The sequence below is a fragment of the Ruegeria sp. AD6 genome (assembly GCF_056542325.1).
The window spans coordinates 553,138-578,336 of sequence record NZ_JBQFZQ010000001.1; the positions used below are offsets into that span (position 1 = coordinate 553,138).

General features: G+C 59.8%; 20 protein-coding genes. 6 read left to right on the forward strand and 14 right to left on the reverse strand.

The genetic code is table 11. The annotated features are described in order from the left end of the window. Window positions 1-8 precede the first annotated feature (8 nt). Window positions 9-638 carry a TRAP transporter small permease subunit gene (locus ACR0KJ_RS02635; protein ID WP_480625915.1) on the forward strand — a complete coding sequence of 210 codons (630 nt, stop codon included), beginning with the start codon at window positions 9-11 and terminating at the stop codon, window positions 636-638. 3 nt (window positions 639-641) lie between these two features. After that, window positions 642-2,045, forward strand: a complete 1,404-nt coding sequence (locus tag ACR0KJ_RS02640; RefSeq protein WP_170451282.1) for a TRAP transporter large permease — start codon at window positions 642-644, stop codon at window positions 2,043-2,045. Between the two features lie 261 nt (window positions 2,046-2,306). Here ACR0KJ_RS02640 and ACR0KJ_RS02645 read toward each other — a convergent pair whose 3' ends face one another. Further along, on the reverse strand, window positions 2,307-3,350 hold the full coding sequence (locus tag ACR0KJ_RS02645; RefSeq protein WP_480625916.1) for an ornithine cyclodeaminase: 1,044 nt from the start codon (window positions 3,348-3,350) through the stop codon (window positions 2,307-2,309). Further along, a complete protein-coding gene (gene rocF / locus ACR0KJ_RS02650) occupies window positions 3,350-4,270 on the reverse strand; it encodes an arginase (protein WP_480625917.1) in 921 nt (306 codons plus the stop codon). The genes ACR0KJ_RS02645 and rocF overlap by 1 nt, the downstream gene beginning before the upstream one ends. An 86-nt stretch (window positions 4,271-4,356) precedes the next feature. On the opposite strand from rocF, the gene ACR0KJ_RS02655 reads away from it, so the two are divergent. Together ACR0KJ_RS02655 and mprF are read left to right on the forward strand one after the other, a co-directional pair. After that, window positions 4,357-4,785, forward strand: a complete 429-nt coding sequence (locus tag ACR0KJ_RS02655) for an Lrp/AsnC family transcriptional regulator (protein WP_170451276.1) — start codon at window positions 4,357-4,359, stop codon at window positions 4,783-4,785. 126 nt (window positions 4,786-4,911) lie between these two features. Then, window positions 4,912-7,521: a bifunctional lysylphosphatidylglycerol flippase/synthetase MprF gene (gene mprF / locus ACR0KJ_RS02660; RefSeq protein WP_480625918.1), complete on the forward strand. Its 2,610-nt coding sequence runs from the start codon at window positions 4,912-4,914 to the stop codon at window positions 7,519-7,521. A gap of 3 nt (window positions 7,522-7,524) precedes the next feature. On the opposite strand, the gene ACR0KJ_RS02665 is transcribed toward mprF, so the two are convergent. From ACR0KJ_RS02665 to ACR0KJ_RS02680, 4 genes are all read right to left on the reverse strand, one after another. Further along, on the reverse strand, window positions 7,525-9,087 hold the full coding sequence (locus tag ACR0KJ_RS02665; protein WP_170451273.1) for an efflux transporter outer membrane subunit: 1,563 nt from the start codon (window positions 9,085-9,087) through the stop codon (window positions 7,525-7,527). 11 nt (window positions 9,088-9,098) lie between these two features. Next, window positions 9,099-10,244: an HlyD family secretion protein gene (locus ACR0KJ_RS02670; protein ID WP_170621679.1), complete on the reverse strand. Its 1,146-nt coding sequence runs from the start codon at window positions 10,242-10,244 to the stop codon at window positions 9,099-9,101. A 21-nt stretch (window positions 10,245-10,265) separates the two neighbouring features. Further along, on the reverse strand, window positions 10,266-10,622 hold the full coding sequence (locus ACR0KJ_RS02675) for a DUF3302 domain-containing protein (RefSeq protein ID WP_170518099.1): 357 nt from the start codon (window positions 10,620-10,622) through the stop codon (window positions 10,266-10,268). Between the two features lie 93 nt (window positions 10,623-10,715). Further along, on the reverse strand, window positions 10,716-11,477 hold the full coding sequence (locus ACR0KJ_RS02680) for a DeoR/GlpR family DNA-binding transcription regulator (protein ID WP_170451267.1): 762 nt from the start codon (window positions 11,475-11,477) through the stop codon (window positions 10,716-10,718). A 178-nt stretch (window positions 11,478-11,655) separates the two neighbouring features. On the opposite strand from ACR0KJ_RS02680, the gene glpD reads away from it, so the two are divergent. Together glpD and ACR0KJ_RS02690 are read left to right on the forward strand one after the other, a co-directional pair. Further along, a complete protein-coding gene (gene glpD / locus ACR0KJ_RS02685) occupies window positions 11,656-13,242 on the forward strand; it encodes a glycerol-3-phosphate dehydrogenase (RefSeq protein ID WP_480625919.1) in 1,587 nt (528 codons plus the stop codon). A gap of 186 nt (window positions 13,243-13,428) precedes the next feature. Then, entirely contained in the window at window positions 13,429-13,980 is a 552-nt protein-coding gene (locus ACR0KJ_RS02690) for a DUF2087 domain-containing protein (protein ID WP_170451263.1), read from the forward strand. A 62-nt stretch (window positions 13,981-14,042) separates the two neighbouring features. Here the strand turns inward: ACR0KJ_RS02690 and ACR0KJ_RS02695 are convergent, their stop codons facing one another. The 8 genes from ACR0KJ_RS02695 to ACR0KJ_RS02730 all read right to left on the reverse strand — a co-directional run bounded on the left by ACR0KJ_RS02695 (window position 14,043) and on the right by ACR0KJ_RS02730 (window position 25,195). Beyond that, window positions 14,043-17,180: an efflux RND transporter permease subunit gene (locus ACR0KJ_RS02695; protein WP_170451261.1), complete on the reverse strand. Its 3,138-nt coding sequence runs from the start codon at window positions 17,178-17,180 to the stop codon at window positions 14,043-14,045. A 3-nt stretch (window positions 17,181-17,183) separates the two neighbouring features. Then, on the reverse strand, window positions 17,184-18,362 hold the full coding sequence (locus tag ACR0KJ_RS02700; RefSeq protein ID WP_480625920.1) for an efflux RND transporter periplasmic adaptor subunit: 1,179 nt from the start codon (window positions 18,360-18,362) through the stop codon (window positions 17,184-17,186). 282 nt (window positions 18,363-18,644) lie between these two features. Further along, a complete protein-coding gene (metG, locus tag ACR0KJ_RS02705) occupies window positions 18,645-20,363 on the reverse strand; it encodes a methionine--tRNA ligase (RefSeq protein WP_480625921.1) in 1,719 nt (572 codons plus the stop codon). Window positions 20,364-20,487: 124 nt separating this feature from the next. Further along, complete coding sequence (locus ACR0KJ_RS02710) at window positions 20,488-21,177, reverse strand: sterol desaturase family protein (protein ID WP_480625922.1); 690 nt, start codon at window positions 21,175-21,177, stop codon at window positions 20,488-20,490. A gap of 226 nt (window positions 21,178-21,403) precedes the next feature. Then, complete coding sequence (locus tag ACR0KJ_RS02715; protein WP_170451252.1) at window positions 21,404-22,624, reverse strand: MFS transporter; 1,221 nt, start codon at window positions 22,622-22,624, stop codon at window positions 21,404-21,406. 83 nt (window positions 22,625-22,707) lie between these two features. After that, window positions 22,708-23,301, reverse strand: a complete 594-nt coding sequence (locus ACR0KJ_RS02720) for a YceI family protein (RefSeq protein ID WP_170621683.1) — start codon at window positions 23,299-23,301, stop codon at window positions 22,708-22,710. Continuing rightward, window positions 23,298-24,512: an MFS transporter gene (locus ACR0KJ_RS02725; protein ID WP_170518127.1), complete on the reverse strand. Its 1,215-nt coding sequence runs from the start codon at window positions 24,510-24,512 to the stop codon at window positions 23,298-23,300. Before ACR0KJ_RS02725 ends, ACR0KJ_RS02720 begins: the two co-directional genes overlap by 4 nt. Before the next feature lie 62 nt (window positions 24,513-24,574). Beyond that, on the reverse strand, window positions 24,575-25,195 hold the full coding sequence (locus ACR0KJ_RS02730) for an ImuA family protein (RefSeq protein ID WP_480625923.1): 621 nt from the start codon (window positions 25,193-25,195) through the stop codon (window positions 24,575-24,577). Between the last annotated feature and the right edge of the window lie 4 nt (window positions 25,196-25,199).

Sequence of the window (25,199 nt, forward strand, 5' to 3'; positions counted from 1 at the left end):
TCACCGGAATGGCAGGTACAGCCACGGTGCTGGAAGACGGCAGCCGCCTCAGCCAGCTGGATCAGCGTCTGCTGACGCTCGAGCGTTTTCTGGCGCTGATCAGCGGTCTTGCCGTGTTTGGCCTGATGGTTCTGGCCGTTTTTTCGGTCAGCGGACGCAACGCAATCAACGCGCCTTTGCCCGGCTATGTGGACTGGATCGAGCAGGCGATGCCCCTGATCGCCTTTCTGGGTATCTCCTACGTCCAGCGGGATGGCGGGCATATCCGGATGGATATTGTCATCTCGCGACTGCACGGGCGTGCGTTGTGGCTGTTCGAAATGATCTCGGTCATCCTGATCCTTGCCCTGATGCTGGCCCTTGTCTGGGGCAGTTGGTCCCATTTCGACCGGTCCTTCGATTTTGGTGCACCGTTATGGAGCCGCGACAGTTCCATCGACATCGGAATACCTCTGTGGCCTGCTAAACTGCTGGCACCGGTGGCGTTCTCGGTGCTGTGTCTGCGGCTGGTCTTGCAGGTCTGGGGATACGGGCGCGCTTTTGTACTGGGGCTGGATGCGCCGGTGGCCGTACCCCTGATCCAGGACGCCGCAGCACAGGCCGCAGCTGAGGCCGATCAGTTCGAAGGGCAGGACTAGCGCATGGACACGATCGAGATCGGCCTTTGGGTCACAGGTGGCCTGCTGGTTCTGGTTGTAACCGGTATGCGAGTGGCCTTTGCGGCGGGTCTGGCCGGGTTGTTCGGCCTGATCTGGATCTTCTGGGCCAAGTTCGGTTACGACCCCGACCGGTTCGGCAAGGCCGTCACCGTTGCCGTCAAAACGGCGGGGCAGGTGCCGCATTCCAAGGTGGCGGCCCATACACTCAGCCTGATCCCGACCTTCATCCTGATCGGATATCTGGCCTACTACGCCGGTCTGACCCGAGCGTTGTTCGAAGCGGCCAAACGCTGGATTGCCTGGGTGCCCGGCGGGTTGGCCGTCTCGACCATCTTCGCCACCGCAGGATTTGCCGCCGTGTCCGGCGCGTCAGTCGCCACCTCTGCCGTGTTCGCCCGCATCGCCATCCCCGAGATGTTGAGCGTCGGCTACAACAAACGCTTCGCCGCTGGTGTTGTGGCCGCTGGGGGCACATTGGCCTCTCTCATCCCGCCATCAGCGATCCTTGTGATCTACGCAATCATCGTCGAGCAGGACGTCGGAAAACTGCTTCTGGCCGGGTTCATACCGGGCGCATTTTCAGCCCTTGTCTACGGGCTACTGATCGTTGGGATCGCGGTTGTGTTCAAATCCGTTGGCCCCCCCGTCACCGGCTTCAGTTGGAAGCAACGTTTCGCTGCTCTGCCGGGCGCAATCCCCATCGTTGCCGTCATCCTGATCATCATCTGCTTTGTCTACAACCCGTTCGGAGACAAAGCCTGGGGTACCCCAACCGAAGGCGGCGCAATTGGCGCTTTCATCGTGTTCTGCTTCGCCCTGTTTCATGGCATGCGCTGGCCCGAGTTCAAATCCGCCCTGCTGGAAACGGCCAAACTGACGGCCATGATCTTTTCGATCATCTGGGGCGTTTTGATCTATGTGCGCTTTCTTGGCTTCGCCGACCTGCCGGGCGCGTTCTCGGACTGGATTACCTCTTTGGAAATGTCCCCGATGCTGATCCTGATCTGCATCCTTCTGGCCTATGCCGTGCTGGGCATGTTCATGGACGCAATCGGCATGCTGTTGCTGACCCTTCCGGTGGTTTATCCGGCGGTCATGGCCCTGAACGGCGGTGAAACCGTCAGCGCGGCCGAGAGCGCCTTTGGCATGTCTGGCCCCATGTGCGCCATCTGGTTCGGAATACTGGTGGTTAAAATGGCCGAGTTCTGTTTGATCACGCCCCCAATCGGATTGAACTGTTTCGTCGTCGCAGGCGTGCGGCCGGATCTGAGTGTTCAGGATGTCTTCAAAGGCGTCACACCTTTCTTCATCGCAGATGCTGCGACGATTGCCTTGCTTGTGGCGTTCCCGGGGATCGTTCTATACCTGCCGTCTTTGGCCGGGTAGAGCCATGCGAGGCTCTGCCTCGCGCTCCGAGGTATTTTTAGCCAGATGAAGCAGGGATCCACTCTCTGACCGACAGGCCAGAGAGCTTCACCTGGCGCGGTCATCGGCGCCTCCGCCTGTACCGCAGAACTCTTTTCGACCAGAATGGTTAAGGATCCGTTTCTTCATCTGGCTATAAATATCCCGGGGGAGTCGCCCGCAGGGTGGCGGGGGCAGAGCCCCCTTTGCCGGCTATGGCTCAAGCAGTGATCGGTTGGGCTATCATCCCGCCCGCATCAACATCCCAAACAGGTCGCGCGGGTCGTCGGGGTCAGCGAGCATATCCAGCGGTTCGTAGAAATCGGTCCCCTCGACCACGCTTTTGATCACGCGCAGGGCCGAGAAATCCTCAATTGCGAAACCCACGCTGTCGAACAGGGTGATTTGCCTGTCATCGGTGCGACCTTCGATCTGGCCGGTCATGACCTGCCAGATCTCGGTGACGGGGTAATCAGGGTCAAGCGCCTGAATCTCACCCTCGATCCGCGTCTGCTCGGGGTATTCCACAAATATGTCCGAGCGCAGCAGGATATCGCGGTGCAGTTCGGTTTTGCCGGGGCAATCGCCGCCGATTGCGTTGATGTGAACACCGGGTCCGACCATGTTGTCGGTCAGGATGGTGGCGTATTTCTTGTCGGCCGTGCAGGTGGTGATGATCTGAGCACTCTCGATCGCTTCCTCGGCCGTTTTACAAGCCACCACGTTCAAGCCCTTTCCCTGAAGATTTGCCGCGCATTTGACGGTCGCGTTGGCATCGATGTCATAAAGGCGAACGGTTTCGATCCCGCACATTGCTTTGAACGCAAGGCATTGGAATTCGGACTGCGCGCCATTGCCGATCATAGCCATGGTGGTCGCGCCCTTGGGCGCAAGATATTGACCCACCAGGGCGGAAGTGGCCGCAGTCCGCAGCGCCGTCAGAATGGTCATTTCCGTCAACAGCGTCGGGTAGCCGGTGTAAACATCTGCCAGCAGACCAAATGCGGTGACAGTCTGCAGCCCCTCAGACGTGTTCTTCGGGTGGCCGTTGACGTATTTGAACCCGTAAGCCTCACCATCCGAGGTTGGCATCAGCTCGATCACCCCATGTGGGGAATGCGCTGGGATGCGCGGGGTTTTGTCAAAGCTTTCCCACCGTTTGAAATCGGCTTCGATCTGAGTGGCGATTTTGGCGATCATCGCTTCGACGCCGATGTGGTGGACCAGCCTCATCATGTTGTCGACGGATACGAACGGGACCAGGGCCTTGTCGGAAGGTGCAGTCATCAGAAGCTCCGTGTGGGGCGGTCAAAGATCCGGCGTCCCATCAGCGACGCAGTCAGATCCACCATCAGTCGTGCGGTGCGCCCGCGTTCGTCCAGAAACGGGTTCAGTTCCACCAGATCGAGCGAGCTGACCAATCCGCTTTCATGCAGCAGTTCCATGGCCAGATGCGCCTCACGTTCAGTTGCGCCGCCGGGCACGGTGGTTCCGACCGCTGGCGCAATGGCCGGATCGAGGAAATCCACATCCAGCGACACGTGCAGCAGGCCGTTTTCGGCCCGAACCCGATCCAGAAATGCCATCAGAGGTGCTTTGATCCCGTGTTCGTCGATACTGCGCATGTCGGCCAGCATGGCCTGGTCCTGCTCGAGAACCGCGCGTTCGGCGGGATCGACAGAACGCAAGCCGATCATGCCGACCCGATTTGTAGGCACTGTGGCGGGCAGGGGCGGAAACGCCTCGAACCCCGGCTGGCCAGTGAAATAGGCGACCGGCGTGCCGTGCAGGTTTCCGCTGCCGGTGCTGGTCGGCGTATGAAAATCGCTGTGGGCGTCGAGCCACAGGACAAATAGCGGGCGGTCGATCTGTTGTGCATATGCTGCCATTCCGGCAACGGTGCCCATCGACAAGGCGTGATCCCCGCCCAAAAAGACCGGTGTTCCCTCGGGCGCGGCCTTCTGCGTTGCGCGGCTGAGCGCGCTTGTCCAACCCACGCATTCGGGCAGCGAAAACAGGTGTTCATGTTCCGGCATCTGCACCGCGTCAGGGGCCACATCGCCCCAGTCGGTGACTTTGTGCCCCAACTCGGCCAGCGCGGTTTCCAACCCGGCAACACGGTAGGCATCGGGGCCCATTCGGCACCCCTGACGCCGTTTGCCGGCATCCAGCGGTGCACCGATCAATATGATGTTCTTGATATCCATGTGTCCATTTAACCGTTCGATATATCTTGCTGGAAGACGGCAAATTGTTCAAAATGAACTTAAGAAATCCGAAACGGAAACAAGTTATGGACGAACTGGACAATCGACTGATCAGCGCGCTGCACCGGGATGCGCGGGCGTCTCTGTCGGAACTGGCTGAAACGCTGGGGGTGACCCGCACAACCGTGCGCAGCAGGATGCAGCGGTTGAAACAGTCGGGTGAGATTGTCGGCTTTACGGTTCTGACCCGCCGCGACGTGGCGCAAAGCCCGGTGCGTGGGTTGATGATGTTGGAAATCGAAGGGCGCGGGACCGAGCGTACGATGGCCCGTATCGGTGCTATGCAGCAGGTACGGGCCGTGCATTCCACCAACGGCAGCTGGGATCTGATTGCCGAGATCGGAACCGAAACGCTGGTCGAATTGGACGAGGTGATTTTTCAGATCCGCCGGATGGAGGGGATCACCCGATCCGAGACGAACCTGCTGCTGTCTACTCGCAAGGGTCGGTTCTGACAGGGCATAGCGCTTTGACCCGGAAGGAAATTGTGACAGAGTTTCTTTGCGTGTCGCCCCAAAGGGGCGCGTTAGACCAAGGGGCTGGCGTCGCACACGGTTAAGAAAACGGCAGGGGCGCGCAGCATGACAGCACAGGACCACAGCGACGAGTCCAAGGCGATGCAATGGGCTGAAAAGCTGACCGGGATGCTGGAAAAACCCTGGGTGCGTATCGCCATTCCGGTTCTGGTCACAGCGATCGCTTTGACGGTTCTGCACGAGCTGTCGTCGCATGTGAAATGGGCGGATGTGCAATCCGACATCGCCGCGACGCCCTGGACATTGCTGCTGATCGCCCTGTTCTGGGCCGGAGTAAGCTATTTCTCCTTGTCCTTGTATGATGTCTTTGCGGTGCAAAGCGTAGGCGGTGGCAAGGTGCCCTTGCCGATTGCGGGTTTGGCGGGGGCCAGCGGTTATGCGGTTTCCAACTGCCTGGGGTTTTCCTACATCACCGGCACGGCGATCCGGTACCGGATCTACGCCTCGCTGGGCCTGGATCTGGGGCGTGTGGCCGGGGTGATCGCTACGTCCTGGGTCGCGTTCTGGATGGGGTTGGTTCTGATCCTTGGGGTGCTGTTAACGTTGCATCCCGATGGGATCTCCAAAGTTCTGCCGATCAGCGAAACGGTCGAGACGATCATTGGCCTGTGTTTGCTGACCGGGTTGGTCACGGTGTTCTTCTGGCTGGCCAGCGGCGGGCGCCGGTTCTCGTTCGCAGGGTTTGAGTTCAACCTGCCGGGTGGCAAACTGGCCAGCTTGCTGACGCTGGCGGCCTTGGGCGACCTTCTGGGTGCGTCGATGGTTTTGTACGTGCTCATGCCCGACGATCTGGGCGTCGGATTTCCCTATTTCTTCACGATCTACGTGGCCGCCATTGCGGTCGGTATCCTCAGCCACGCGCCCGGAGGGATCGGCGTGTTCGAAGCCACCTTGATCGCGGGGCTGGGGGCCTCGGGTCGGTCGGACGTGATCGCTGCGTTGCTGTTGTATCGGGTTGTTTACACCTTTGTTCCTTTTGCAATTGCCAGCTTGTCCATCGCAGTCGCCTCGGCCCTGACACAGCGCCACCGGATTGGCGGGGCAGCGGTTTGGGTGTACCGGGCCATCCGCCCGATTGTGCCGATGGTCGCAGCGGGTGTGACCGCAACCGCAGGTATCATCCTGTTGGTTTCGGGCGCGTTGCCGTCGAATTCCCAAAACCTGAGTGTCTTGCGTGACGTGCTGCCCTTGTCCTTTGTCGAGGCGTCGCATCTGGCGGGCAGCGCGGTTGGTGTTCTGCTGCTGCTGGTATCGCGGGGTCTGTTCCGCAAACTCTACCGGGCGTGGGTCGTGGCGATGTTGCTGATGGTGGCGGGCTTTGCCGCCTCGCTCGCCAAGGGGTTGGACACGCATGAAGCCATTGGCCTGTTGGTCACGATTGCCGTGCTGGCGCTGTTCCGAGGCGCGTTTTACCGGGTCAGCGGGGCGTCGATTTTCCGGCTGAACGTCCCATGGCTGATCAGTGTGGTCGTCCTGTTGGCGGTGATCTTCTGGATCGGCCTCTTTGCCTATTCCCATGTCGAATACCAGAACGCCCTTTGGTGGGAATTCGCGTGGAACGGCGACGCCTCGCGGTTCCTGCGATCCAGCCTTGTGGTGGCGGTAATCGTGGGCATCGTTGCCGTGACCTCGTTGTTCGGGCGCGAGATACCGGCACCGGTCCGCACCGAAATCCCCGAGGTCGTCGAGCGGTTGGTGATGGAGAGTGAGGACACCGAATCCCAAATCTCCCTGACCGGAGACAAGCAATTCCTCATCGCTCCGGATGAGACAGCATTCATTGCCTATGCCGACACCGGCAACGCCATCATTTCCAAGGGCGAGCCGGTAGGGGATGAAAAGGCCGGGCAACAATTGGTCTGGCAGTTGCGAGAGATGGCGGATCGCGAAGGCAAGCTGTGTGCTTTCTACAGCGTCTCGACCAAATACCTGCCGACCTTCCTTGATCTGGGCCTGTCGATCCTGAAAATCGGTGAGGTCGCGCGCGTTCCGCTGCAAGATTTCTCGCTGGATGGCAAATCCCGCAAACGGTTCCGGCAGGCCAAGAACCGGGCCGAGCGGGAAGGGTATGTGTTCGAAATCATCCCGAAAGAAAACCTCGCGCCGATATTGCCGGAGCTGCGGAAAATCTCGGATGACTGGCTGGCGCAGAAAGCAGGGGCTGAAAAAGGCTTTGCCCTGGGCGGATTCGACGACGACTACCTGTCCTATTTCGATCATGCGGTGCTGCGAAATGGTGAGACCGGGCAGATCATGGCCTTTGCCAACCTGTTTCAAGGCGGCAACAAGTCGGAACTGTCACTGGATCTGATGCGGTATGAACCCGACAGCCCCAGTTTTGTCATGGATGCGCTGTTTGCTGAGATGATGGTCTGGGGATCCGAGCAGGGGTTTCACTGGTTCTCGCTGGGCGCGGCCCCGTTTTCAGGCATTGAAAACCGCCAGTTGGCCTCGCTCTGGAACCGGATCGGCGGGTTTGTCTATGAACATGGCGAGCAGTTCTACCACTTCGAAGGGCTGCGCGCGTTCAAACAGAAGTTCGACCCGGAATGGAGCCCGAACTATCTGGCCAGCCCCGGCGGACTGGCCGCGCCGCGCATTTTGTATGAGGTGAATATCCTGATTTCAGGCGGGCTGCGCGGGCTGACAAAGTAACGCCTAGTTTAGACTCGCCCCGGTGGGGTCCTGTTGCAACAGGTCGCCCCAATCGGTGCGATACGCCATCTCGGCCAGAACCGTTTCCGGCAGGAACTCCTGGTTCTGACGAATTTGCCATCCGCCACCGAGGCCTTTGTAAACGGCGACCAAATTGCTTGAGACCTGTTGCCGTGCCTCGATCAAATTAGCCTGAGACCGCAAGAGCGCGGTTTGCGTATTCAGAACACGCGAATAGTCAGCGATCCCGTCACGATATTGGCTGACCGCAATATCCGCGGCCTTGCGCGAGGCATCGACGCTTTGCTGGTACAGCCCGACCTGCTTGCGGGCCTGCGCATAGGCGACCATGGCGCTTTCGACCTCGGAATAGGCGGTCAGGACGGTGTTCTGGTAATTGGCGATCAGCGCCTGATAGGCCGCGTCCTGTGCGCGGACATTGTTCTTGATGCGCCCATAGTTCAGCACGTTCCAGACCACGCCCGCGCTGGCCAGACCCGTCGTGCTGTTCGAGCTGAACAGATCGCGCCCGCCCGAGGCCTGCAAGCCGATCGAGCCGGACAACACGAATTGTGGATACAGGTCCGCCATGGCGATACCCACCTGCGCCGATTGCGTGGCGGCCGCCAGTTCCGCCGCGCGCACATCCGGACGGCGACGCAGTAATTCTGCCGGAACACCCACGGCGACATTGGACCGGGCGGAAGGGATGCGCCCGAAGTTGCCCAAAAGGCTGGTCATCCGTGAGGGCGTTGCGCCAAGCAAGACGGCCAGCGCATTCTTGGTTTGTTGCAGGTCGCTCTCTAACTCGGGCACCAAGGCTTTGGTATTGTTCAACAGGGCGGTGGATTCCTGAACGTCCAGTTCGGTTGTGACGCCGTTGTTGAAACGTAGCTGGGTCAGGTCCAGCGACTCTTGTTGAAGGGTGATGTTTTCGCGGGCAACGGCCAAAGATTCCTGCAAGGCACGGATATTGACATACAGTGCCGCCACATCCCCGGTCAGCGTCACCAGCGCGTCATCGTAATTGGCAACCTGAAGGGCAAGGTTCGACCGTGCAGCCTGAACACCCCGTCGTTGCGCGCCCCAGACATCCAGCTCCCATTGCGCATCAAAGCCTACTTGCGAGGTCGAAAACTCGGTATCCAGCGGGATGATGCGGTTGATATCCGAGATCGGCCCAAGGTTATCGCTGATCTGTCGCCGTTCCAGAGATCCACCAATTGCCTGCGACTGAGGGTAAAGCTCGCCAAAGGCGATCCCCAACTGCGCGCGGGCCTGCAACACACGGGCTCCGGCAACCTGCAAAGTCAGGTTCTGGGCATAAGCCTCGGCCACCAGCTTGTTGAGGGTGGGGTCATTGAACGTCTCCCACCACTTCACCACCGGCGCGCTGCGCGAGGTCAGGCCGCTTGGCCCTGTGCTGGGGCTGTTGACCTCGATCCACTCTTTCACGACCGGAGAGTTCGGGCGCACAAAATCCGGGCCAACCGGCGTGCAGGCGGTCAGCATCGCTGCGCACAGGGCCGTTCCCATCAGGTATCGAAAGGGTTTGGCCCGTGTCATGCTCTGCGTCCTCAAATGTCCAGCGGTCGGATGAAATTGGCGAAGGAGTAGAGGCGGATATTGATGCGCCTCAGAAACTCAAAGCTTTTGCCCTGACCGGTATAGATGGCGACGGCAGCGTGACCGCCGGCGGGAAGAATATGGTCTTCGGGCAGATCGACCGTGATCTGAACCGCGATCCGACCGGGCAGTTTCGGCAATTCGAAACCGGGCAGGCGGCCCGAGGGTAGATACTGACCCTGTCGCGTCGCCCACCAGATCGCCTCGACCTTGCCGGGTAGGATTTCGCCGGGATATAGATCAAGGGCGACCTCAACCTCTTGTCCGACCTCGACGAATTTCAGGTTTTGCTGCCGGAACGTTGCCAGAAGATAAGGGTTATCCTCGGTCACGAAGCTGGCGATTGCGCCCAGTCGAATGTCACCGACCACAAGACCGGGGCGGGCCTGTTGTGAGACGATCATGCCGTTTTCCGGGGCATAGATCGTTGTGTTGTTTAAGAAATACTCGGCCTCGGCCAATTGCGCCTGCGCTTGCAGAATGCCGGTATTCACACCGTCGATCTGGGATTCCTGCGCGAGAATAGATTTTTGCAAATTGGCTTCGGCTTGTTTCACCGCCGCCTGATCCTCGGTCACTTGTTCGTTCCAGCGATCCAGCTCATCCTGTCGCGCACCTCCGGCGGGAACGAGATTTTCGTATCGCGCTTGCTGGGTGAAGGCATAATCCAGTTGCGCAATGGCCCGCTCAACCGCTTCGGTCGAGGCGATGACATCCTGTTCCAAGATTTTAGCGTTCTGCTGCGCGGCCACCAACTGCGCCTGCGCATTGTCCACCGCCAGCGAAAACACCGTATCGTCGAAGCGATAGAGCGGATCGCCCTTGGTGACGGGTGTGTTCGGTTCCACCAGAACTTCGGTCAGGATCGTCGGCTGTGTTAGCTTGGGTACGATCTGAATGGTGGACCGTACGACGTGACTGTCGACCGAGAAAGGCTGGAAGAACCGTAGCGCGACCAAAAAGATCAGCAATAGATGCGCGCCGACCCAGAAGGATACAATCCCCCAGGCGATGTTGAACTTCAGCCACTCCATCTTGAAGAAGATGAACCAGACGAAAATGATGTAGAAAAGCGTGATGCCCAGGGCGACGAACATGTGCGGATGTTTCCTTTGGCCTTAGCTTTTCTGCGTCTCGTCCGACGCGGCCTGATATTCTTCTTTGACGGTCCCGCCTAAGCGTTCAATGTCTTTGCGGATGGCTTCTTTTTCTTCGTCGGGGCCGCGACGCATATCAACCGTGATGCCGTCGTGAAATGCCCACATGAAGGCATGGACCCATGGCACAACGGCCAGAAACCCCATCCATCCCATGATCTTGACGGCTTCGGCGTGCGGATGGTTGCGTTTGATCGCGATGCGACCGGGCAGACCCATGATGAACAGAAACAGCGCCATCACAGCGGCCAGCAACAGGATCAATGCAACGAAGGTCAGGTAATCGTAGTAGCCCAAAGGCTGTCCCAGAAGTCCCATGCTCGCGCCTCCTTTCTGGACGGTTGCCCCATCCTCAGGTGTAGGGGGACGATCGTCAATCCATTTATGGTGGAAGGCGGTCGCAATCCCGGGTCACGGGCACAGTCGAACGTTTGTGTCCCAGGCGGTGCATTTTCCCGACAGGTCCGCAGGCAGTGGCTGATCGGTATACACCGTGTCGATTTCGGCCAGTGAGGCGATCCGCGCCGGGGCCGAGCGTTGGAACTTTGAATGATCGGCCACCAGAAACGTGCGCCGCGCCTGTGCGATGATGGTTTGGCTGACATGCACTTCCTGAAAGTCGAAATCCAGCAAATCGCCCTCGGTATCCAACGCCGAGCATCCGATTACCGCATAGTCGAATTTGAACTGTCGGATCGTGTTGACGGTCTGGTTGCCGATCAGACCACCGTCCGAGCGCCGCAACACGCCGCCAGCCACAACAATCTCGCAGCCCGGGTTTTCGACCAGTATGTTTGCAACATTCATATTGTTGGTCACCACCATCAGGGTCTTGTGGTTCAGCAATTGCCGCGCGACGGCTTCGGTCGAGGTGCCGATATTCAGAAAGATCGAGGCACCGTCGGGAATATCCTGTGCGCAGGCCTGCGCCATCAGGGTCTTGGCATCCGCGTTCAGGGTGCGGCGATCCTCATACCCGATGTTGGACACCCCGGAACGCAGAACCGCACCACCATGCACCCTGTCGAGTTTGCCGGTATCGGCCAGCTCGGTCAGGTCGCGCCGGATGGTTTGGACGGTGACCCCGAACCGCTCTGCCAGCCCCTCTACCGTGACGCGGCCTTCGGTGCTTGCGATCTCAAGAATGTCGGCTTGGCGGAAGGAAAGGGACATAGCAGTTCCAAATAGTCAGAGTTCTTTCGTTTTTGTTCTTTCTGGCCGAATTGGCAAGTTGCAATGCGTGAAATTCAAATCAGTGTTGCAAAGCGAAAATAAACGAACATAAAGCTTGATAATACGAATACCCTTCTGATTAATGCGCGCAGATGGGTTTGATTGGGAATCAAAAGCTATGACATCGACGGACGATCAGATCACCGACCTGTTCATCATCGGCGGCGGGATCAACGGATGCGGCATCGCGCGGGATGCGGCAGGGCGGGGAATGTCTGTCACTTTGGCTGAAATGAACGATCTGGCGTCGGCTACGTCTTCCGCCTCGACCAAGCTGTTTCATGGCGGTCTGCGGTATCTTGAGTATTTCGAAATCCGCCTGGTGCGCGAGGCGCTGATCGAACGTGAGACGCTGCTGCTTGCTATGCCCCACATCAGTTGGCCGATGCGTTTTGTGCTGCCCTATCACAAGGATATGCGGTTCGATTCTGAGACGCCGACATCAAAGCTGCTCAGCACCGTGATCCCATGGATGCGCGGGCGACGACCGGCCTGGCTGATCCGGTTGGGCCTGTTCCTGTATGACAACCTTGGTGGGCGCAAAATCCTTCCGGGGACCAGCTCTTTGAACCTGCGCAGCGCGCCCGAAGGTGTTCCGTTGCAGGACAGGTTCGAAACGGCTTATGAGTATTCCGACTGCTGGATCGAAGACGCCCGGCTGGTGGTTCTGAACGCCCGCGACGCCGAGGCGCGCGGGGCTCGGATCATGGTGCGGACCGAAGTGATTTCGGCCCACCGGGTCGACGATCTGTGGGAGGTTACGGTCAGGGATCGCGACAGCGATGAAACGCGTGTGATCCGTGCCAAAATGCTGATCAATGCCGGTGGGCCGTGGGTTGGGGACATCATCCAATCCAAAATCCACGTGAATTCGCGCGAAGGCGTGCGGCTGGTGCGGGGCAGCCATATCGTGACACGCAGGCTGTTCGATCACGACAAGTGTTATTTCTTTCAAGGTGAGGACGGTCGCATCATCTTTGCCATTCCCTACGAGCAGGATTTCACCCTGATCGGAACAACGGATCAAGACCACGCGGAACCGTCCGAACATCCCGTCTGCACCGACGCCGAGAAGGACTATTTGTGCGCCTTTGCCTCGAAATATTTCGCGCAGCCCGTGACGCGGGACGACATCGTCTGGACCTATTCCGGCGTCCGCCCGTTGTATGATGACGGTGCCAGCAGCGCGACAGCGGCGACGCGGGATTATACGCTGAAGGTGAACGCAAATGGCGGGGCACCTGTGCTGAACGTGTTTGGCGGCAAGATCACCACCTATCGCCGTCTGGCTGAAAGCGCGCTTGAGAAAGTGGCAGAGCATTTCCCGGATTTGTCGGGACCATGGACAGCAGGAGTGGCCTTGCCGGGCGGGGACTTCCCAGTTGATGGGGTGCAGGCCCTTACCGACGCGCTGCGCGCAGACTATCCATTCCTTAATGCCGCTTGGGCCGCGCGCCTGATCCGCGCCTATGGCACCGACGCGGCGGTGATGCTGGGCGACGCAAAGGAAGCCTCTGATCTGGGCGAGGATTTCGGCGCGACCCTGACCGCGCGCGAGGTCGCATGGCTGATGGACAAGGAATACGCCCGGTTGGCCGAGGATGTGGTCTGGCGGCGCAACAAGCTGGGGCTGCGTCTGAATGCCGATCAGATCGCGCGGATTGATCAGTGGATGGGGCAGCGCGCGCAGGCGCAGGTCGCCTGACCCTTGGATGGGCCGACAGATCGTGTTAGCCATCGGGAACGGTCGGCAGACACCGAGGCGTCGCTGCTCTGACATCAGAGAGCTAAACCTGCCATTCAGTTTGAGACGGCATCGCAAACCAAAAGGGGCGTTGTTTCGTCAAGTCAGCGACCGACGAGCGTGCGAAACGCCCGATATGGATGCATGATGACCAAAACACCTGTCCCTTTACACGTGGATGACCTGACCGGATTTGCCCGCAGCTTAAGCCGCCAATTGGGTGAGGGCAGCCCGTCCCATCTGACCCTGATGAACATGCTGTCCCGCGCTGCGGGGTACCAGAACCTGCAACATATGCGGACTGCGAGTGCTGCGAAACGGCGTATCGAGGCCCGGCCCGACCTTGTGCCCGTTGATATGCGTCTGGTCGAGCGGGCTCTGTTTCAATTCGATGCACATGGCCGCTTGCGCCAGTGGCCGTCCCGACGCGCGGTGCAAACCCTTGCGTTATGGGCCTTGTGGGCCAGCCTTCCCGCAGGCATCAGTCTGAGCGAGAAAGAAATCAACAACATGCTGGGGCGCGAGCATCTGTTCCACGATCCGGCCACCTTGCGGCGCACGATGATTGGCTGCGGAATGCTGACCCGGCAAAGCGATTGCAGCGATTATCGACGTGTCGAACAGGCCCCACCGGCAGAGGCGCAAACCGTCATTAGCGCCGTCACCGCCCGGCGACGCGGTCGGACAGTTGCTGCGTGATATTCTGAACTAAAAAAAGCCCCGTGACCTGCACGGGGCTTTTTTCTGCATCATTGACTGGGTCAGGTTGCTTCGCCCGTTGGGTCCGGGTCTTTTTTGCTGCCCTTCAGCCATTCGCGCAGGCTTTGCATCAGGGCGTAGAGCACCGGCACCAGGATCACGCCGACAAGCGTTGCGGCCAGCATTCCGCCAAATACGGCCACACCAATGGCTTTCTGACTTGCCGCACCCGCGCCGTTTGCCGCCAGCAGGGGAACAACTCCAAGCAGGAAGGACAAAGCCGTCATCATCACCGCGCGGAAACGCTGATAGGCGGCTTCGGCTGCGGCATCCTTGATCGACAAACCGTTGGCGCGTTGTTCCATCGCGAATTCAACAATCAGAATCCCGTTTTTCGAGGCCAACCCGACCAGCATGATCATCCCGATCTGCGTATACAGGTTGATGTCGCTGCCCACGATGGCCACCGCCGCCACCGCCCCGAACAGGGCGACAACCACCGATAGCAGGATCGAGACAGGCATCGACCAGCTTTCGTACTGACCGACAAGGAACAGGTAGCCAAAAAGGATCGCCAGCCCCAGGATCACGATCACAAGACTGCCCGAAGCCAACTGCTGCTGCGCCGTTCCGGTCCATTCGAACGCATAGCCGGGGGGCAGGGCGGTCGCCGATTCCTCGGTCATTACATTGATGGCATCACCGGTGGACAGGCCCGGCGCAGGCACCGCAGTCACAGTGGCCGAGCGGAACAGGTTATGCCGCTTCAACAAAACCGGGCCCAGCACGTTTTCGACATCGATGAGCGTGCCCAGCGGAACCATCTCACCCTGTTGCGAGCGGACGTAGAGGTTCGAGATATCCTCGACATTGTCCCTGTATGTCCCGTCCGCCTGTATCATCACGCGGTAGACGCGGCCAAACAAGTTGAAATCGTTCACATAGTACGATCCCAACTGCGCCTGCATGGTCTGAAAGATCTCGGCAACCGAGACTTGCAGGGTTTTGGCTTTCTCGCGGTCCAGATCGACAAACAGCTGTGGCACGTTTGCGCGGAAGGTCGTGTAGGATTGTCCGATCTCGGGGCGTTGGTTCGCCGCATAAACAAAGGACCCCACGGCCGAAGCCAGATCCTGCGGTGTACCGCCGCCGGTCTGCTGCACCTCCATCTCGACCCCAGCGGACATGCCCAGGCCCTGAATGGGCGGTGGGTTGAAGGCCACGATCGAGGCCGCGGATTCGCCATTGGCGATGGCGAGCACCTTGGCCAAAATGGCATTGGCGCTCACATCATCGTCCTGACGGTCATCCCAATTGGTCAGGTTCACGAAGATCGCCGCGCCGTTTGTGGTTGTACCGTTCAGCAGCGAGAAGCCGTTGACCAGCACGGTACTGGCGACACCCGGGATTTCGCGGATCTTGTCGTCCACGCGGGCCGAGACCGTTTCGGTCCGTTCCAAAGTGGCCGCGTCGGGCAGTTGGATGTCCACGAACAGATAGCCGTTGTCCTCAAGCGGGATAAAGCCGCTGGAGGTGTTGGACATGATCGTCCCCGTTCCCATCCCAAGCGCCACAATGACACCCAGCGCGACGACGGGCAGGATCAACAGCTTGCGCACAATCGCGACATAGCCGCTGCGCACCGTTCCGATGAACCCTTCAAACAGGGCCAGAAGCCCCTTGGGCGGGCCGGAACGGGCACGCAGAACCAGGCCACACAGAGCGGGCGACAAGGTCAACGCGTTGATCGATGAGATCACAACAGCGGTCGAGATCGTCACCGCAAACTGCGAATACAGCCGTCCGGAGATGCCGGGCATGAAGGTCACGGGCACAAACACGGCCAACAGAACCAGCGTTGTCGCGATCACGGGACCGGTGATCTGGCCCATCGCCTTGCGGGTCGCCTCGGCAGGGGGCAGCCCTTCATCCGCGATGATCCGTTCGACGTTTTCCACCACCACGATGGCGTCATCAACCACGATCCCGATAGCCAGAACCAGAGCGAACAGCGAGATCGTGTTCAGCGACATGCCAAAGGCCAGCAGGAAGGCAAACGTTCCTATCAAGGATACCGGAATTGCCACCGCCGGGATGATGGTCGCTCGCCAATTCCCCAGGAATATGAACACGACCGAGATCACCAGAATGAAGGTCAGGATCAGGGTCGAAACCACATCGTTCAGCGACGCCTCGACAAAGTCGGTGGTATTGAACGGCACTTCATATTCCACATCCGTCGGGAAAGAGCGGGACAAGCGTTCCAACTCGGCCTGTACCCGTTCAGACACCGCAAGCGCGTTGGCGCCGGGGGCCTGATAGATGCCGATCACTGTGGCAGGAACCGCCTGAAAGTAGCCCGAGGCTGAATAGAACTGCGCCCCAAGCTCCACTCGTGCAATGTCGCGCACACGCACGATGGACCCGGCATCGCCGGTGCGGATAACAATTTCGCCAAACTCGGCGGCTGAGGTCAGGCGTCCTTTGGTTTTGATCGTGTATTGGAATGTCTGGCCTTCAGGCACGGGCGGAGACCCGATCGAGCCTGCCGAGACTTCGATATTCTGTTCGCGGATCGCATTGATTACATCTCCGGGGGTGATCGACAGGGCGGCCATCTTGTCCGGGTCCATCCAGATCCGCATGGCGTATTCCAGATTGGTCAGAACATCCGCCTTGCCCACACCCTGAACCCGCGCCAGCGCGTCTTTCAGGTTGATCGAGGCATAGTTGGACAGAAACACACTGTCATAGGTCCCGTTGGGCGAGGTCAGCGTCACCAGCAACAGCATGTTGGTCGATGCCTTTTGAGTGACCACGCCCGAGGATGTCACCTCGGACGGCAGGGATGACATGGCCTGTGCCACCCGGTTCTGCACGTTGACCGAGGCAATGTCCGGGTCCGTGCCCACTTCGAAGGTAATATTCAGCGAATACGAACCGTTATCGGACGAGGTTGACGTCATGTAGATCATGTCGTCCACACCGTTCACCTGCGCCTCAATCGGGGCGGCGACGGTGTTTTCCACGGTCTCGGCGTTTGCGCCGGTATAGGTGGTCGTCACGCTGACCACGGGCGGTGTGATGTCCGGGAACTGGGCGACCGGCAGAACCATATAGCCGATGCCGCCCATGATCGTCAGGACAAGCGAAATGACAAGCGCCAGCTTGGGCCGGCTGATGAACAGGGCTGAGAACATCCGTTATTCTCCCGGCTGCTCAGAGGCCACGACCGCATCCACGTCCACGCCAGGACGCACCCTTTGCAGGCCCTCGACGATCACGCTCTCGCCTTCGCGAAGCCCATCGGTGACGATGATGGCGGTGTCCACCGTGTCACCGGTCGTGATATAGCGCTGTTCGACCATCTGCTGGTCATTGACGACCAGAACAAACTCGCCCCGCTGATCCCGTTGCAGCGCGGCCTGAGGGACAAGCACCTGCAAGGTCGGCTCCAGCGCTTCGATCTGGACGTTAAGGAATGCGCCGTCGATGATCAGCCGATCCGCGTTTTCAAACTCGGCCCGCACAGTAATCGCGCCGGTCAGAGGGTCGATGCGGTTGTCGACAAACACGATTTCGCCGGTTTCACCCAATTCCGTCCCGTTGGGCAGGGTGACGTGCACATTTGGGCTTTTCTGACTTTCTGCCAGAGTGCTGGCATTCTCGCCAAACTGTTGAAGAACCGAAGTAAATTGTTTTTCGTTCAGCGAGAAGTTCACATAGATCGGCGCTTCGCTGACCAGGTTCACCAGCGGAGGGTTCGACGGGCCAACAACGTCACCTACACTTGTGGCAACGCGCCCGATGCGGCCCGAAAACGGCGCCTGAATCTGCGTGTAGCTCAGGTCAAGCTGGGCCTGTTGGATGGCCGCGTTTGCGGCTTTGACTTCGGCTTCGGCAACCAGTTCGTTGGCGCGCGCAATGTCGCGTTCGGATTCCGGGGTTGCATCACGGCGGAACAACTCTTCTTTCCGGGCCAGATCGACCTTTGCCAGTTCCAGATTTGCCTCGGCGCGGTCCAGATCGGCCTTGCGCGCCTCAAGCGTGGCCTCATAGAGGTCGGGCTCGATGGTAAACAGAAGATCGTCTTTCTGGACCAGTGCGCCGTCCTCGACGTTCTGAGACTCAAGAAACCCGTTGACCCGCGCGACGATGTCCACCTTGTCGATGGCTTCCGCCCGACCGATGAAAATGGCTTCATCCGTGATCTCTTGGGTATAGGCCGCAGCGATGGAAACCTTCGGCGGCGGCGCGTCGCTTTGATCTTGCGCAGCAGCCCCATGCGCCACCCCAAGGCAGGTCAGTAAGGCAATATACCGTCCCAGCATTTTGGCTGACCCGAAGATGGGAAAACCGATATTCGTCAAATCAAGGGACATGGCGCGTGCCTCACAGTAGATATGAAATAGCTGCCCGGACCCCAAAGGCCCCGGCGCGAGTCGATAGAATTCCTCGACAGGATGGACGTTTTGGGACTTTATCTCAAGCTTCTTGAATACGACTTGTGCGGCCTTGGGCGCAGAAATTTCTTCGTGCTTCGGCTAACTTAGGGCCCCAAGGGTTCGGCACCCCGGTAAGGTAGCGTGTGTCACGCGATGTATCGGCATAAAAAACGGGGGCCGAAGCGGCCCCCGTGTCGTATCTGCCACGATGGTCTGAATTCAGTCGCGGGTGCCAGCAAAACGGGTTTGCCAGTCTTCGCGTTGTTCATCGGTGATTTTGGCGAACAGGACATCGGGAACGGTGAACTCATGACCGGCGGGCAGGGCGGACAACGCCGCCGCCACATCCTCGGGCCAGCCAGTGTCCAGCGTGTTCATCGCGCTCAGCATCCGGGCCGAGGTGTCGGGGATGAACGGCGCGCTGAGCACCGCGTAAAGCCGGATCAGGTTCAGACCCAGACGCACCTGTGCGGCGGCCTGTTCGGGGTCTTCCTTGAAGGTCGACCACGGTGCTGCGGCTTGCAGATATTCGTTGCCCGCCACCCAGATGGCCCGCAATTCCTGCGCCGATTTGCGCACATCCATCGCCTCCATATGCCCTTCATAGGCACGGACGCGGCGAGTCAGTTCTTCGATCAGCGCGTTTTCACGTTCGTCATAGGTGCCGCCTTGGGGTACAGCCTCGCCGAATTTCGAACGGCAGAACTTGGTGATGCGGCTGACAAAGTTGCCCAGCACGTCGGCCAGATCCTTGTTCACCGATTGCTGGAAGTTCTCCCACGTGAACTCACTATCGCTACTTTCGGGCGCATGGCTCAGCAGCCACCAGCGCCAGTAATCGGCGGGCAGAATCTCCAGCGCCTGATCCATGAACACGCCGCGCCCCTGAGAGGTCGAGAACTGGCCGCCATCATAGTTCAGGTAGTTGAAGGATTTCAGGTGATCGACCATCTTCCACGGCTCGCCCGAGCCCAGAATGGTGGCCGGGAAGCTGAGCGTATGGAACGGCACATTGTCCTTGCCCATGAACTGCACGTAGCGCACATCGTCCGCGCCCTTGTCGGTGCGCCACCAGCGTTCCCAATCAGCGTCGGTCTTGCCGTTGGCATCTGCCCATTCCTTGGCGCAGGCGATGTATTCGATGGGGGCGTCGAACCAGACATAGAAGACCTTGCCTTCCATCCCCGGCCAGTCCTGATCGCCTTTTTTGACCGGCACACCCCAGTCCAGATCGCGGGTGATGCCACGGTCCTGCAAACCGTCGCCATCATGCAGCCATTTCTTGGCGATCGAGGTGGTCAGGATCGGCCAGTCGGTCTTGGAGTCGATCCACGCGTCCAGTTGGTCCTTCATCGCGGATTGACGCAGATACAGGTGCTTGGTCTCGCGCACTTCCAGATCGGTCGAGCCGCTGATCGCGCTGCGCGGCTCGATCAGGTCGGTCGGGTCCAATTGCTTGGTACAGTTCTCGCACTGGTCGCCGCGCGCGCGGTCATAGCCGCAATTGGGGCAGGTGCCCTCGATATAGCGGTCGGGCAGAAAGCGTTTGTCGGCGTTGGAATAGACCTGTTTCTCACTGACCTCGCGGATCAGCCCGGCCTCATCCAGTTTGCCCGCGAAATGCTGCGTCAGCACCTTGTTCTGCGCACTGGACGAGCGGCCAAAGTGGTCAAAGCTGAGCCCGAACCGCTTGGCGATATCGGCCTGCACGCCATACATCTCGGCGCAGTATTCCGCGACCGGTTTGCCCGCCTTGGCGGCCGCCAGCTCGGCCGGGGTGCCGTGTTCGTCGGTGGCGCACAGGAACATGACCTCATTCCCGCGGCCACGCTGATAACGTGCGTAAAGATCAGCAGGCAATTGCGAGCCGATCAGATTGCCGAGGTGCTTGATCCCGTTGATATAGGGGATCGCCGAGGTGATGAGAATCCGAGCCATTTTGCGTGTCCACGTAACTGTCTGCGCGCTCGTCTACAGTAAGTCACTGGCCAGCAAAAGCCCGGCTTTCGGGCAGAAGCGATTTTAACGTCTGTGTTGCCGACCCTAATGCGACCTAAGAGGTTCAGCCACCGTTCGTTTCAGGGCGTTCCCAATACAAGGTCCCCAATGCGACATCAAAGACCGGAAAGGTGATGTTGAAATTCGCCTCCTGCATCCGTTCGCGTTTGTGATGCAAGGCATGAAGATGCCTGAGACGCCACCAGCCGGGTATGGATTGGAACATCGCCTCGGCCCGGCTGCCGGGTGGGATGTGATAGCTGAAGTGACACACCTCATAAAGCAGATATCCGGCGATGGTCGAAGCGGCAAACAACGCGCCGACATTTGGATTGAATATCCATCCCAGAACAAGGCCACCGGGCAGCGCAATGCCCATCGTGAACAGAAAGATCAGATAGAGCGGGAACAGAACCACACGCCAGTCAAATGGGCTTTCATATCCCATGTCGGTGTCCAGAAAAAAGGAATGATGATCCCCGGTGTGGCGCTGGTAGAACAGTTTGAGCACCCTGGTCTTTTCGTGACCAAGCCAGCGGTGCGAGGCATATTCGGCAAAGTTCACAAACAAAAGCGTCGCCGGGATCACCAGCAACTGTGACGCGGTCACGTCCGTGACGAAGGTCAGGCTGTAGCAGATGACGAAAAGGCCAGCGATGGCCACCGACAGCATATGGAAATACCCGCTGTACATTTTGCTTATGCCAGCGCGGTATTTCGCCCTGAAGGCCTGCATGGCTGCTCTGGTCATCATTATCGTCTTCCTCCCGAGTATTCGGGGTTAGACTATATGCTTTTCCGGAATAAGCGCCTGCGACCCGACGTTAACTTCGACAGATTGAAGGTCAGTCTCTTTCAGGACTCGCGCAGGTTCCGCCTTGGGACGGTCGTTCAGGCATGATCCGCACGCGGGGTCTTGGGCATAACCCGCATGTTTCGCACCGTTGGGGCCAGATACGATCAATGGTGGTCCTGCTTTGCTATCCTTCCCGGGACCGTTTCAGCAATCGGCCAATGGTGAAAGAGGTGCGCGGTGCATAGACGTAATTTGTTCGCTCTTCGGGCGTGGGGCGCGACCGCATTCGGGCCAGGCCAAAGCCGATCAGGAAGATGTGACCCAGCGCAACAAAGGCAAACAGCGCCCCGGGACCGAATTGCTGGATCAGAGTTGATGAGATGTAGGGCGATGCAATGGCCCCCAGCGCATACCAGAACATCAGCGCTGCCGACAGCTCGACCCGCTGTTCAGTTGTGGCAAAGTCGTTTGCGTGGGCGGATGAAACCGAAAAGATCGGGAAGGTGGTAAAGCCGAAGAAACCAGCCGCCAGCATGACACCCACAGTTCCGGTGCCGCTGGCCGCCATGGTGACCCCGCAGCTTAGGACCGCGACGGCGGACAGCCAGATCAGAACCCAGCGCCGGTCATATTTATCCGCAAGCCAGCCCATCGGATATTGCGCCAATGCCCCGCCCAACACGAATGAGGCCAGGAAGAACGCGATCTGGTCCACGCCCAGTCCGACCTCCTGCCCATAGACAGGACCAACCATTCGAAACGATGCGGAACTCAGCGCGGCAACGATCACGCCCGCAACGGCAAGGGGCGAGCTGCGCCAGGCCAGTTTTGGCCGCAACCGAGGCGCATCAGGTGTCTGAGGTTGACTGGCCCGCGTCAGTGTCAGCGGCAACAACGCGGCGCAGCACAGAATGGCCAGCAGGTTATACGACACGTAAGAGGCAGGTGGCAGAACCGCGATGATCAACTGCGCGGTCAGCGAGGCACCCATGTCGACAATGCGGTACGTGCCCATCGCGCGCCCACGCGTTTCATTGTTGACTTTTGCGTTCAGCCAGGCCTCGATCACTGTATAGCACCCGGCGACACAGGTGCCCGATGCGATCCGCAGCGCGGCCCAGATATAGGGGTTTTCGGTCAGTGTGTGCCCGATCAGCCCCATCGCACCCAAGGCGGTGCAGACCGCGAAGGCGCGGGAATGGCCCACAGTCCCCATCAAACGCGGGGCCCACCAGCAGCCGACAAAGAACCCGATGAAATGTGCCGATCCCAGCAGACCGATCTGCTCGGTCGTGAACTCAAGCGTGATGCCCGAGATGGCGTCCAATGGCCCGACGCCGCCTGTCGACAGTTGCAACAGAATGACGGAAAGAAACAGGGCGGCGAAGGAAATGATCGTGCGCATAATGGGGTTACACTGACGCTCTGACAGGCAGATGCGCGCGCCTATTCGACGCGAGGGGGTCGTTTTTTGACCTTTGGCCGATTTCAGGCGCGTGAGATTTCGGCGTGGATGTCCAGCCCGACGTTTTCTGCCACCAGATCGGGATAGCCCGAGGCGCCAAAATCATGCCGGTTCAGCGCACCCGTCAGGCCGATGGACAATTGGTCCAGATCGTCCGGGGCTGTTCCGGGGCGACGATAAAGGCTCGCATCCAGGGTCACCGGACGGGTGACGCCCCGCACCGTCAGATCGCCGGTAATCCGCGCCCCGTCCGAGATGCGGCCCGACGGGCCAAGCTGAACGTCGGTCGAGACAAAGCGAATGGTCGGATGGCTTTTTGCGTTCAGCACGGTCTGCCCCAGCATCGGCATCCGGGCAAACGGCAGCCGTGTGCGCGCCTTGCTAACATCCAGCACCACGTCGACCCGGCTGTTCTGCAATCGGCGCGTATCGATCTGAACATTCGCCGACCGGATCGGCATCGACCCGGTCTGGGAAACGCCCGACAGATCGAAACTGAAACCGACGCGGGTGTCCCGAGCCGACAGAACATAGGGTTGCAAAGCGGCTTGCGCCGTCCGGGTCAGGGGCAGGGCAGCCAACCCGGCAAGGACACAGCGGCGGGTCAGGGTGGTCATGCCATGACCCCCTCTCGTCTGGGGCGGGAACGTTTGAGCAGCATCAGCACGATGGCGATGTTCAGCCCGTTCCACAGAATGCCGTTCACGAAGGCCAGTTGATAGTTTCCGGTCACGTCGTAAATCCATCCCGACATCCAGCCGCCAAGGGCCATGCCCAGAATGGTCATCATCATGACAAAGCCGACACGCGCCCCGGCCTCTTGCGGGGGCATGTATTCACGCACGACCAGCGCGTAGCTGGGAACGATGCCGCCCTGTGCCAGACCGAACAGCATGCTGATGACATAAAGCGAGACCATCCCGTCATAAGGCAGGAACAGAAACAACGCGATACATTGCAGGACCGAGCCGATCAGCAGGGTCATGACACCACCCAACCGGTCCGCCAGCAAGCCCGAGATAATCCGGCTGACAACACCACCCAGCAGCATCAGCGACAACATCTCGGCCCCCACGGCAGGCCCGTATCCCAGTCCGACGCAATACGAGACGATATGGACCTGCGGCATGGACATGGCCACACAACAGCCGATACCGGCAAGGCCCAGAATATATTGCAGCGCGCGGGGTGAGACGCCAACGCTGCGGGCGTTGATCTGCGCGGTCGCGGCGGCGGTGCTGTGCGCCTCGACCGGGACCTGACGGCGCAGCAGCAGCGACAGGGGAATGACGACCAGCAGGGTCAGGGCGGCCAGGGTCAGGTAGACCTGTTGCCAGCCATCGCGGGCCAGAATGTCGGACAGCAGCGTGGGCCAGATCGCCCCGGACAGGTAATTGCCGCTGGCCACCAGCGCCACGGCAATTCCGCGTCGCTTCATGAACCAATGCGAAATATCGGCGATCAGGGGGCCAAACCCAATCGATGTGCCCAGACCCAACAGCAGATGCGCGGCGGACAGCAGCAGGATATTCGGGGCCCAAGTCGCCAGCAGATAGCTGACGGCACTCAGCATTGCGGCCCCGATCAGCGCTATGGTCACGCCCAGCCGGTCAACCATCTGCCCCAGCCACATATTTCCCAGGGCAAAGCCGATCATGGACAGAACATACGGCAACGAGGCTTCGGCCCGCCCTGCGCCGAATTCGGCCTCGATTGCGGGCATCACCACGATCACCGCCCACATGCCCACATTCGCCACCGTTGCGATGGCGAGGGTGATCAGAAGGCGCAGCCACGAGTAGCGGCTATCGTGGATCGGGTGAGTCATGCGGTGACGCTAGGGTGCGGTCCGGGGTTTGACCAGTCACATCTTGCGTGATCGATGCGGTCTCAGGTCAGAACATCCTCGGTTTCGACCCGTTTCAGGTGCAAACCGGCGCGGGCGGCGGTCATGGTGGCCTGCCATGTGACCGGCGGCAGCGCGCGGGCGCGGCGGCGGGTCAGGGTCCAGCGGCGGGCCTCTCCCTTATGATTGGCGGCCATGTGCCAGCGCGTCTCGACCCCTTGCGCGCCACCATCGCCGGGGGTCAGCAGCAGACCCAGCGGCGCGCGCGCCATCGCGCCGCCCTGTTCGGCAGCCAGATGCATCCGCCGGATAGGGGTCAGCCCCGGCGCGCCGGGCAGGTCGCCGACGATCAGCGGAATGGCCCCGCTGCGCAACGCCTCTTCCAGACACCACAGCAGATCCTCGGAGCGGGTGGGGTGGACAAAGATGAATCGGGCGGGATCGGCAAAGGGCATCATCCCGTCGGGGTGTAGCTGGCCGGGCTCCCACGCGGGGGAAATCCACAAGACCGGCCCCTGCATCTGACCGGCCAGCCACATGGCAAAACTGCGCCGGGCGGGGCCGCAGGCTTCGTGCACGCGGCCCAGTTGCAGGGCGATTTCCTCATGAAGTTTGACCCCCGGCGCAACGCGCGCGGGCTTTTGACCAAGAAGCTGAGCAGACATGATA